This is a genomic window from Rhodococcus sp. IEGM 1307 (assembly GCF_030056915.1).
Classification (GTDB): Bacteria; Actinomycetota; Actinomycetes; order Mycobacteriales; family Mycobacteriaceae; genus Rhodococcus_F; species Rhodococcus_F opacus_D.
In genome coordinates this window covers 473,074-482,762 of sequence record NZ_JASHKW010000003.1, presented here as the reverse complement: position 1 = coordinate 482,762, position 9,689 = coordinate 473,074, and the positions used below count along the sequence as shown (strand labels likewise).

Below are 9,689 nucleotides of genomic sequence, written 5' to 3'. Positions count from 1 at the left end.
CAGTGTCCTCGATGTCCTGAGACATCAACTGTCCTGCATGTCCTGAACTCAGACAGTGTGCCGGGGCACACTTCGCCACTCACATGGGGGTGGTCAGTCGGCGTCGGCGACCGTGACGGCCAGTGCTTCCTCGACGCTGTGCGGTTCGGGATCGTGCTCGTCGACGTGGGCGAGGACCTTGCGTCCGGTCGCGAGCACGATGATCGCGGCGGCGGTGCACACGGCGCCGACCCAGAACGGCATGTGGATGTTGCTCTCACCGAGCTTGCCCGCGACCCACGGTGCTGCGGCGCCGCCGACGAAGCGAACGAAGCTGTACGCCGCGGACGCCGTCGACCGCTCGACGGGTGCGGAGATCATCACGGTCTCGGTGATGAGCGTGTTGTTGACACCGAGGAACAGCCCGGCGAGCACGACACCGACGACGAGCACGGTCTTGTTGTCGGTGAATGCGGCCATCATGGCGAGGTCGAGGGCGAACAGTGCGAGGGCCAGCATCATCATCGGCAGCGTGCCGAAGCGACGCTGTAGCCGCGGGGCGAGGAACACCGACGCGACGGCCAGTGCGAGGCCCCACCCGAAGAAGATGAATCCGATCGAGTACGTGCCCATGTCGAGCGGGAACGGTGTGTACGCGAGCAGTGTGAAGAAGCCGTAGTTGTAGAGCAGCGCGGTGATCGCGACGGTGAGCAGGCCGCGGTGGCGCAGGGCGAGGAACGGCGCGGCGATCGACGTGCGGTGCTCCGGCTTGGGCGCGGACGGCAGCATCACGACGATGAGGATGAACGCGACGGCCATCAGGGCTGCGACGCCGAAGAACGGTGCGCGCCAGCTGATGTTGCCGAGGACGCCACCGACCAGCGGGCCGACGGCGATGCCGATGCCCAGCGCGGCCTCGTAGAGGATGATGGCCCGCGCGACGCCGCCGCTGGCCGCGCCGACGATGGCGGCGAGCGCGGTGGCGATGAACAGGGCGTTGCCCAGTCCCCAGCCGGCGCGGAAGCCGACGATCTGCCCGATGGTGCCGGAGCTGCCTGCCAGCGCCGCGAACACGACGATGACGGCGAGTCCGGTGAGGAGGGTTTTCTTGGCGCCGATCCGGCTCGACACGACGCCGGTGATGAGCATCGCGACACCGGTGACCAGCATGTAGCTGGTGAACAGCAGCGACACCTGGGACGGCGTCGCGTCGAGTTGTTCGCCGATCGGCTTGAGGATCGGGTCGACGAGTCCGATGCCCATGAACGCGATGACGCTGGCGAAGGCGACTGCCCACACCGACTTCGGCTGGTGGAGGAGGCTCGGTGGAGCCTCGCTGGATGTGCTGTTCGTGACGGTTGCGGTCGTGGTGCTCACGGCCACCTCCTTCGATGTATGTCGGGGTGTGGATGGGTGGTCAGGCGCGCGCCGACGATGTGACGATCGAGCGCAGTTCCGACAGGCCCTGCGTCAGTCGTTCGAGTTGCTCGGGTTCGAGGTCCGCGAAGTGCGGGGCGAGTGCACCCGCGATCTCGTTGCGGGCCACGGTCAGCCATTCGCGGCCCAGGTCCGTGATGGACACCCGGACTGCCCGGGCGTCCTCTGGATCGGGTCGGCGGGCGACGTATCCGCGATCGGCCAGCTTCTGCAGGAGGGCGGTGGCGGACGGTTGCGAGCATCGGTCGATGCGGGCGAACTCGCTGATCCGAATCTCGCCCTGGTCGTCGAGCAGGGCGAGGGCACGTGTCCACGGCCGGGGGTGAGCCTCGGATCCGAAGGAGCTCGCGAGCCTGGTGAATCGGTGAGAATTCGTGACCAGGTCGACGAGCAGGCTCTGCAGCCGTGTGTCGTCGTCCATGCCAAACACATTACATAGGCTAACTAACTATGTAAACCCGATGAAGAGCTACACGGCCCGCATCCGCCCCTCAGTGGGTGCGGGCCGTGTAGCTCAGGACGAGTGCTTCGCGCCCTGCTCGACCTGACGCCGCAGGGTGGCGTCGGTGTGGCGGATCGCCTGCGCAACGAACGGCTCGATGATCTTGCCGAGCGCCTTACCCGCGAGTCCACCGGGCAGGTCGTAGCGGAAGTCGACCGTCAGGCGGGTCTCGGTCTCGCCGATTGCCTCGAACTGCCACCGCGACTGGGTGTACAGGCCGTCGATCGATTCCAGCTCGATCACCGAATTGCGTTCCCACCCGGTGACCTTCACCACGGAGTCGAGGGTCTTGGGGCCGACCTTCATCGCGGCGTCGTAGACCGCGCCGAGGCCCCGGTCCTGGTCGCCGATCGGATCGAATTTCGTGATCCCGAACATCCAGGACGGGACGTGGCGATAGTCGTCCACGTAGTCGAACGTGGCCGCGACCGGTGCGACGGCGACGGCAGTGTGATGGATCTCGATCATCGTGACTTTCCTGACGGGTGGAGGGCGGGGGGCTGCTCTGTTCGGTACGGCCGGATGGCGTAGTTCTCGAGGTCGAACCGGGCGAGGCGACGGCGCAGGGACCCGGTGGACCAGGGCCATGCGGCGAAGTTCCTGCCGTCGGCGTCGAGGTAGTAGCTACTGCAACCGCCGTTGTTGAAGACGGTGGGCTCCAGACCCTTCTGCACGGCGTCGTTGAACCGGCGGAACGGCTGATCGCGCACCTCGAGCACTTCGATGCCCTGCCGCTCCGCCTTGGTGAGTCCGTCGATCACGTAGTCGAGCTGGGTCTCGGCCAGTCCGAGAAACGAGTTGTACACCAAGATGTTCGGGCCCAGCATGATGTACGCGTTCGGTGCGCCGGGCGTCGTGGTGGCCAGGTAGGCCTCGGGGCTCTTCGACCACTTCTCCGACAGCAGCGTTCCGTCCCGGCCGCGGATCCGGCTCGCGATCGGTGGATGGCTCACGTCGAAGCCGGTGCCGAAGATGATGACGTCGACCTCGCGGCGGGTGCCGTCGGCTCCGACGACCACGCGTCCGTCGACCTGGGTGAGGGCGTGCGGAATCAGCTCGACGTTGCTTTTCGTCAGCGCCGGAAGATACGTGTTGGACAGCAGGAGGCGTTTGCATCCGAGCGTGAAGTTCGGTGTCAGGGCCGCGCGAAGTGCCGGGTCCGGTACCTGCCTGGCCAGCCAGCGGGTACCGATGGGGTTGAGGAGCCGGGCGGTACGTTCGCGGCGCATCACCGAAGTAAGCGTCCGCAGGATGACGTCGAGGAGCCGCCGGAACGCGCGCTGCACCGCGGGCACCCGCGCGAACACCCGCTGGGCGATGCGGGGGAACGGAAAGTCCAGGCGCGGCACCACCCAGGCCGGGGTGCGCTGGAAGACGTACAACTCCTCGACATCCGGCTGGATCTCCGGGATGAACTGCACCGCGGACGCGCCGGTGCCCACGACGGCGACCCTCTTCCCGGTGAGGTCGACGTCGTGGTTCCAGCGGGCGGAGTGGAAGATGTCGCCGTCGAAGGCGTCGATTCCAGGTACGGCGGGAGTGCTCGGTTCGGTGATGGGGCCCGCCGCGAAGATCACGTGCTGGGCGACGATCGTGCCGCGGCTGGTGTCGAGGATCCAGCGTCGGCGCTCGTCGGACCATGCGGCTTCGCGAACTTCGGTCTGCATCGAGATCCTGGACTGCAGACCGAACGTGTCGACGGTGTCCTCGATGTAGGCCAGCAGTTCCGGTTGCAGGGCGAAGTTGCTGCGCCACCGCGGATTGGGGTGGAAGGAGAACGAGTACACGGGGGCGGGGATGTCGACACCGCACCCGGGGTACGTGTTCTCGCGCCACACGCCCCCGACGCGATCGGACTTCTCCAGGACGACGAAGTCCGTGATGCCGGCGCGTTCGAGCTTGACCGCGGCGGCGATCCCGGACAGTCCGGCGCCGACCACGACGACGCGCAGGTGCCGCTCGTCTCCGCTGCCGTCGGGTGCGGCGGCGTGCTGAGTGGTTGTCGCTGTCATGGCTTCTTCCCTGGGGTGGATGTGGAACCGCCAACGCCGGTCCAGTTAACTGAGACGCCGTGTCACAGTAAAAGGAAGTATGTGCCTTGGCAAGTGCCATCGGCAACCGCGGGTGGGCGGGTCCTGGAAGAATGTCCTCCGTGACCGAGCGCAAACCTCCCGGGGTGAGCTTCGAGAGCTGGATCGACAAACAGATCCGGCTGGCTCAGGAGCGCGGCGACTTCGACGATCTCCCCGGCTCGGGTAAACCGATTCCGGCGGGCGATGTCGACGACGAACTGTGGTGGGTGAAGAACTACCTCCGGCGCGAGAATCTGCCCGCCGATTCGCTGCTTCCCACACCGCTGCAGCTGCGGAAGGAGATCGAGCGGTTGCCCGACACGATCCGCGGTCTGCCGTCCGAGCGGGCGGTGCGGGACGTGGTGGCCCAGCTCAACCTGCAGATCGTCGCCTGGTTACGGGCCCCCTCCGGCCCACGGATCCCGGTCGGTCCGGTCGACGCGGACGAGGTCGTCGCGACCTGGCGCCAGCAGAACCGGCCGGCGCGGAAGCCGAAGGTGACGGCGTCGCCGGAACCCGAGCCGGATCCGCCCCGAACGGGCACGCGGTGGTGGCGGCGGAGACGGTGACGGATCACTCCTTCCGGAAATCACCCGATTCCATCACCCGGGACACGAGCAGTCCGGCGATCAGCCCCCAGAACGCGGCCCCGATGTTGAGGAACTGCATGTTCGACACGGTCACGAGGAAGGTCACGAGCGCGCCGAGCGTGTGCCGGGAGCTGAACGCGGCGACGAACGAACCCTGCAGCGCCCGGAGCATCGCGAGCCCGCCGAGCGTCGCGACGAACGCGACCGGGGTGGCCAGCATCAGCTGCACGAACAGCGGCGCGAACAGGCCGACGACCATGGCGAGCAGCCCGCATGCGACGGCCGCCGTGTACTGCCTGGTGCGCTGCCCGGACGCCACCAGCAGGGCGTTGGTCGGACCCGTCAGGCATGTCGAGACGGCTCCGACGGCGGAGGTGGCGAGGGACCAGACCCCGCACAGGACGGTGCCGACGTTCATCGGCGGCTTGTGGCCGGCGGACGTCAACACGGCCGCGCCCTGACCGTTCTGCACGACGATGACCGTGATCGCCAGCGGCACGACCAGTTCGGTGATCGCCTGCCAGGTGAACTGCGGAGCCTGGAACATCGGCGCCGCGATCCACGGTGTACCCGAGCCGGTCGGGTGGAAGCGGCCCGTGACCGCCACCGCGGCTGCCCCGACGAGCAGTGCGCCGAGGATCGGTGGCATCCACCGGCCGAGCGCGGCGCGCGATGCCAGGGCGACGAAGGCGACGACCATCGGAACGGCCACGGCCGCATCGGTTCCCACGGCACGGACCAGGTCGGTGCCGAACTTCAGGAAGACGCCGGCCACCATGGCCATGACGATCGGCATGGGGAGCATCGCCATGACCTGACGCACCCGCCCGGTCAGTCCGAGGGCGAGGATCAGGAGCCCGGTCACCAGAAACGCGCCGAGCACTTCCGGCCACGACAGGTGGGTGAGCGAGCCGCCGACGATGATCGTGCCGGGAATCGTCCAGAAGAACGCGAGCGGCTGACGGTACAGCCAGCTGGCGAGGGCGGTCAGGATGCCGTTGAGGAAGAAGACGCCGGAGATCCACGACGCCATCTGCTGGGGCGACAGTCCGCCCGCGGAGCCGGCGGCCAGGATCACGGCCACGGGACCCGTCGCGGAGAAGATCAGCCCGATCAACCCGTTGGCGGCGTAGGTGGCGCCGAGGTCGCCGAGCAGGCGGCGCGGGCCCGCGGGCGGCCACGGCGGTCGCTCGAAGCGAGGGGGACGGGTCTGCACGTCGTCGCTGCGAGTCGGTTCCTCGGTGGTCGTCATGAGGCCTTCCTGCTCGGGCGAAACTCGCAATGTACGCAGAGCGGTCATGTCATCCGCAGTGCGTACATGCTGAGTGTGGTCTGGATCATAACCACCCGCGTCCCGGGGCCCCACGCCGGGCCGCCGAACCCTGGGTGGGGCGCTTTCCATCCCTGGGGTGAACGACACCCGGGCGGCATCACGACAGACTCGAAAGCGTCGACCCGACACCACCCGCACCGACGAACCATGCGAAGAAGGGCCACATGGCTGAACTCACCCGAATTCCCCGACAGCGACGCGCCGTGTACGTGCGGCGCACCACGGTGACAGCGGAACGCGAACCGCGTTCCGCCGTCGAACGGACGTCGACGTTCCTGGCCTACGGACTGTTGGCGTTGTTCGGCGGGCTCGGCATCTTCGGAACGATCTGCTCGGTCGACGCCATCCCGGACGGCGCCCGGATCGCCGTCGTCCAGACGGTGCCGACGCAGACGCAACCGCTCGATCTGCCGCATCCGGCGCCGGACACTCCCGCGCCCACACCCGGCGGGGTCTGAGCCCTCAGGACGCGACGTCGTCGCGCAGTGCCGCGAGTTCGAGCAGGCGGGGCAACATGTCCGGCGACGCGATCGAGGGCAGGAGCAGCGCCCACATGTCGGCCAACCGCTCGTACAGGTCGGAACGTCCGGTCAGTGCCTCGGACACCAACTGCATACCCGTGAACGAACTGACCAGGAACCGGGCCAGGGCGGCAGGGTCGACGGTCCCGCGCAGTTCTCCCGCCTCCCGCGCCTTGCCCGCGAGCGCGACGAGGGTGTCGGTCCAGTCGATGTAGGGATCGGTGGCCGGGCCGCGGGACGTACCGAGTTCCAGGGTGAGTCGCACCCCCGCGCGCACGATGGGCTCGGTCAGCAGCTGGCGCGCCATCTCCTTGGCGCACAACAGGATCGCCTCCATCGGTGACTGCGCCGTCGCGAGCACTCGCTGCGCCGCCAGCATCGCCATGGCGTGCTGTTCCTTGATCACGGCCCAGGCGAGTGCTTCCTTGGACTCGAAATGAAAGTACAAGGCGCCCTTCGTCACGTCGGCGTAGGAGAGGATCCCGCTCAGGCTCGCGCCGCCGTACCCGAGCTTCTCGAAGCTCAGTGCCGCGCCCTCGAGTACCTGATGGCGGGTGGCTGCCGCGCGCGCCTGTTTTGCCATCACCTGTGCCTCACAATCGCGGATTGTCCGTCGCGTCCACTCTCAAGTCAACCACTCTTCGGGCCGGTAACCTCGGCACGTCCGCGAGTGTGGGAGGAAGACGTGAAGTCGAAGAACAACTGGGGTGTCGAGCACGCTGTGTTCGCCGGTGCGACGCTGGCCACCGTCGTCGGGGCCGTCACCGGACGTGAACGGTGGCAGCAGGTCGCGAAACCACTGATCGCGCCCGCGCTCGCCGCCCGCGTGCTGCGGCGGCGCGCCGACACGGACCCCGCCGACGTCGCGCTCCTCCTCGCCGGTCTCACGGCCGCGACCGTGGGCGACGTCTTCATGATCGATCCCGACGACGACGCCCGCCTGGTGCGTGGCGCGTCCTCGTTCGCCGCCATGCAGGTCGGCTATTCCGCGTTGTTGTTTCGCCGAGGCGCCCGGCCAACCGCGCCCGCACTGCTTCCCCGGTTCGCCGGCTGGGCAGGCGCGGCGGCGCTGCTCCGCGGGCGGGCGAAGGAGGTCGCCGTGCCGCTGACCGCGTACGGGTCGCTGCTCGGCACCACGTCGACCCTGTCGGCCGATCCGTCCCTCGCGCCCGGCGCGGACGTCGTCGCGAATGTAGCCGTGCCGGGAACCGACCGTCGTAGCTGGCTCGGCGCGGGCGGGATGCTGTTCACCGCCTCCGACGGTCTGATCGTGGTGCGGCGCTTGTTCATCCGGGGTGAGCGGGGGAGGGCTGTGGCGGAAGGTGTGATCCTCGCCAGCTACGCTGCGGCCCAATTGCTGCTCGTCGAGGGGATGCTCGTGCTCGGGCGTCGCCGGGTCACGGGCAGAGCATGATGTGGTCCCGGTCCTTCGGGTCCACGAGAATGGTGATCGTCTCGCCGGGCACGAAGCGTGTCGCGTTCTCCCGCCGCACCTCGTAGACGACGCGTCCGGCGTAACTCTCGGAACCGGGCACGGTCAGCCGCAGATCCAGTTCGGTGAGTTCGCCGTTGTCGGGGGTGCGGCGAAGCGGAGTGACGTGCTCGATCCGGGCCCAGCCTTCGAGCCCGTGTCGTTCGAGTAGGCGGTCGGCGCGGCTGGGCCGTTCGGCCGCCATCATCCCGAATCCCAGCGCCGAACCGAAGGCGGCGACCAATCCCATGATCTGGTACGGGATGGTGGCGGGAGGGGTGTGCTCGATCAACCATCCCAGCCAGACGGCGAGGACGATGACGTAGCCGACCGTGACGAAGCAGACCGTCCGCACGATGCGCTGATGATTCATCGATTGCCTCCACCTCCAGGTTAGCCCGTCCCGGCGTCGCCGAGGCGGCCCCACCGCCGCACTGCCGTTAGAGTGCAGTGTCGGCAGCAGGTAAGCGTGTGTGGAGGTGGCCGTATGGCGTGGCGTCGGGTGTCGTTGGTGTGTCTGAGCATTGGCTCGGCCATGATGCTCGCAGGGTGTGGTGGGTCCTCGGACGCGGTGGCACCGCCGCCGTCCACGACGACTGTCGCGGCTCCTGTGACCACCACCACGACCACGGTTCCGCCGACGACCACCACCACGACCGTTGCGCCGCCGCCCACGACGACGGAGGCGCCGACCACGACGCTCGTCGACGTCCCCTACGAGCACAATGAGTCGTACTTCTTCACGTCCCCGGACGGCGGGTTCCAGTGCGGCATCATCAAGCTGCCGAACCGCACCGAGGCCGGATGTCAGGGGTCGACGAGCCCGGTGCCGCCGCGCCCGGCCGACTGCATGGTCGACTGGGGTCACGGGATCCGCGTCGAGAACGACGGCGAGGCGTCGTTCATGTGCGCGGGTGGCCTCGTCTACACGTCGGGCGGCGACGAACCGGACGCGGCCCTGCCCGCCGGGGCGAAACTGACCAAGCTCGGCTACACGTGCAGCACCACGGCCACGGCCGTCACGTGCACCAACGACGAGACGTCGCACGGGTTCACCGTCGCCCCCGATTCGAACGAGACGTTCTGACATCGTGAGCGGAGTCGAGACCGGCCAGGTCGAAGTCGCCGAGGCGGGGCCCACCGAATGGGGGGACAACCCGAACGGCGTGGGCCCGTGGACCGAGGAGCACGACACCCCGGTCCCCGCCGACCCGCGTTACGACCCCGAACTGCTGGCCGGCGGCGATCGCCGCAACGTGGTCGACGCCTACCGGTACTGGACGCGGGAAGCGATCGTCGCGGACATCGACAGCCGCCGCCACCCGCTGCACGTGGCCATCGAGAATTTCGGCCACGACGCGAACATCGGGACGGTGGTGCGCACCGCCAACGCGTTCGCCGCCGCCGCGGTCCACATCGTGGGACGTCGCCGCTGGAACCGGCGCGGGGCCATGGTCACCGATCGGTACCAGCACGTCCTCCATCACTCGGACGTCGACGGCCTCGTCGAGTTCGCACGTGAGCGGGGTCTCACCATCGTGGCCGTCGACAACACGCCCGGGTCCGTCCCGCTCGAGACGGCGAGACTGCCCCGCGACTGCGTGCTCCTGTTCGGCCAGGAGGGGCCGGGAGTCACGGACCAGGCGAAAGAGGTTGCGGCGATGACGGTGTCGATCGCCCAGTTCGGTTCCACCCGCAGCATCAACGCGGGCGTCGCCGCAGGAATCGCCATGCATGCGTGGGTGCGTCAGCACGCCGACCTCGACCGTGCCTGGTAGCGGAAC

Annotated in this window: 12 protein-coding genes; 5 read left to right on the top strand and 7 right to left on the bottom strand. The window is 68.3% G+C overall.

Annotated elements, in window-relative coordinates; all coding sequences use genetic code 11:
• Positions 1-93: 93 nt before the first annotated feature.
• The 4 genes from QM841_RS08525 to QM841_RS08510 form a co-directional block, all read right to left on the bottom strand.
• Positions 94-1,362 (bottom strand): MFS transporter, encoded by a 1,269-nt coding sequence (locus QM841_RS08525; protein ID WP_011597697.1) that lies wholly within the window; start codon positions 1,360-1,362, stop codon positions 94-96.
• A gap of 34 nt (positions 1,363-1,396) precedes the next feature.
• The gene (locus QM841_RS08520) at positions 1,397-1,837 is read right to left on the bottom strand and encodes a MarR family winged helix-turn-helix transcriptional regulator (protein ID WP_283331594.1); all 441 of its coding nucleotides are present in this window, start codon (positions 1,835-1,837) and stop codon (positions 1,397-1,399) included.
• Between the two features lie 93 nt (positions 1,838-1,930).
• The gene (locus QM841_RS08515; protein WP_283331593.1) at positions 1,931-2,386 is read right to left on the bottom strand and encodes an SRPBCC family protein; all 456 of its coding nucleotides are present in this window, start codon (positions 2,384-2,386) and stop codon (positions 1,931-1,933) included.
• Entirely contained in the window at positions 2,383-3,930 is a 1,548-nt protein-coding gene (locus QM841_RS08510) for a flavin-containing monooxygenase (RefSeq protein WP_283331592.1), read from the bottom strand. The genes QM841_RS08515 and QM841_RS08510 overlap by 4 nt, the downstream gene beginning before the upstream one ends.
• A gap of 131 nt (positions 3,931-4,061) precedes the next feature.
• On the opposite strand from QM841_RS08510, the gene QM841_RS08505 reads away from it, so the two are divergent.
• Entirely contained in the window at positions 4,062-4,559 is a 498-nt protein-coding gene (locus QM841_RS08505) for a DnaJ family domain-containing protein (protein ID WP_280784158.1), read from the top strand.
• A gap of 4 nt (positions 4,560-4,563) precedes the next feature.
• Here QM841_RS08505 and QM841_RS08500 read toward each other — a convergent pair whose 3' ends face one another.
• Positions 4,564-5,832 carry a benzoate/H(+) symporter BenE family transporter gene (locus QM841_RS08500; protein ID WP_280784157.1) on the bottom strand — a complete coding sequence of 423 codons (1,269 nt, stop codon included), beginning with the start codon at positions 5,830-5,832 and terminating at the stop codon, positions 4,564-4,566.
• 245 nt (positions 5,833-6,077) lie between these two features.
• Between QM841_RS08500 and QM841_RS08495 the strand changes: the two genes are divergently transcribed.
• Positions 6,078-6,371 (top strand): hypothetical protein, encoded by a 294-nt coding sequence (locus QM841_RS08495; RefSeq protein ID WP_283331591.1) that lies wholly within the window; start codon positions 6,078-6,080, stop codon positions 6,369-6,371.
• Positions 6,372-6,375: 4 nt separating this feature from the next.
• Here QM841_RS08495 and QM841_RS08490 read toward each other — a convergent pair whose 3' ends face one another.
• Positions 6,376-7,017 (bottom strand): ScbR family autoregulator-binding transcription factor, encoded by a 642-nt coding sequence (locus tag QM841_RS08490; protein WP_280784155.1) that lies wholly within the window; start codon positions 7,015-7,017, stop codon positions 6,376-6,378.
• A 102-nt stretch (positions 7,018-7,119) separates the two neighbouring features.
• On the opposite strand from QM841_RS08490, the gene QM841_RS08485 reads away from it, so the two are divergent.
• A complete protein-coding gene (locus QM841_RS08485) occupies positions 7,120-7,848 on the top strand; it encodes a lysoplasmalogenase family protein (protein ID WP_283331590.1) in 729 nt (242 codons plus the stop codon).
• On the opposite strand, the gene QM841_RS08480 is transcribed toward QM841_RS08485, so the two are convergent.
• A complete protein-coding gene (locus tag QM841_RS08480) occupies positions 7,832-8,278 on the bottom strand; it encodes a hypothetical protein (RefSeq protein ID WP_283331589.1) in 447 nt (148 codons plus the stop codon). The two genes, QM841_RS08485 and QM841_RS08480, sit on opposite strands and share 17 nt — an antisense overlap.
• A 114-nt stretch (positions 8,279-8,392) precedes the next feature.
• Here QM841_RS08480 and QM841_RS08475 point away from each other — a divergent pair, with 114 nt between their 5' ends.
• Together QM841_RS08475 and QM841_RS08470 are read left to right on the top strand one after the other, a co-directional pair.
• Positions 8,393-8,992 carry a hypothetical protein gene (locus tag QM841_RS08475; protein ID WP_280784152.1) on the top strand — a complete coding sequence of 200 codons (600 nt, stop codon included), beginning with the start codon at positions 8,393-8,395 and terminating at the stop codon, positions 8,990-8,992.
• 4 nt (positions 8,993-8,996) lie between these two features.
• A complete protein-coding gene (locus tag QM841_RS08470; protein ID WP_283331588.1) occupies positions 8,997-9,683 on the top strand; it encodes a TrmH family RNA methyltransferase in 687 nt (228 codons plus the stop codon).
• The last annotated feature ends 6 nt before the right edge of the window (positions 9,684-9,689 follow it).

Coding starts and splice junctions, on each gene's coding strand:
- QM841_RS08505 (WP_280784158.1), top strand. CDS start 4,062: ATGTCCTCCGTGACCGAGCGCAAACCTCCCGGGGTGAGCTTCGAGAGC.
- QM841_RS08500 (WP_280784157.1), bottom strand. CDS start 5,832: ATGACGACCACCGAGGAACCGACTCGCAGCGACGACGTGCAGACCCGT.
- QM841_RS08490 (WP_280784155.1), bottom strand. CDS start 7,017: ATGGCAAAACAGGCGCGCGCGGCAGCCACCCGCCATCAGGTACTCGAG.
- QM841_RS08480 (WP_283331589.1), bottom strand. CDS start 8,278: ATGAATCATCAGCGCATCGTGCGGACGGTCTGCTTCGTCACGGTCGGC.
- QM841_RS08495 (WP_283331591.1), top strand. CDS start 6,078: ATGGCTGAACTCACCCGAATTCCCCGACAGCGACGCGCCGTGTACGTG.
- QM841_RS08510 (WP_283331592.1), bottom strand. CDS start 3,930: ATGACAGCGACAACCACTCAGCACGCCGCCGCACCCGACGGCAGCGGA.
- QM841_RS08520 (WP_283331594.1), bottom strand. CDS start 1,837: ATGGACGACGACACACGGCTGCAGAGCCTGCTCGTCGACCTGGTCACG.
- QM841_RS08475 (WP_280784152.1), top strand. CDS start 8,393: ATGGCGTGGCGTCGGGTGTCGTTGGTGTGTCTGAGCATTGGCTCGGCC.
- QM841_RS08515 (WP_283331593.1), bottom strand. CDS start 2,386: ATGATCGAGATCCATCACACTGCCGTCGCCGTCGCACCGGTCGCGGCC.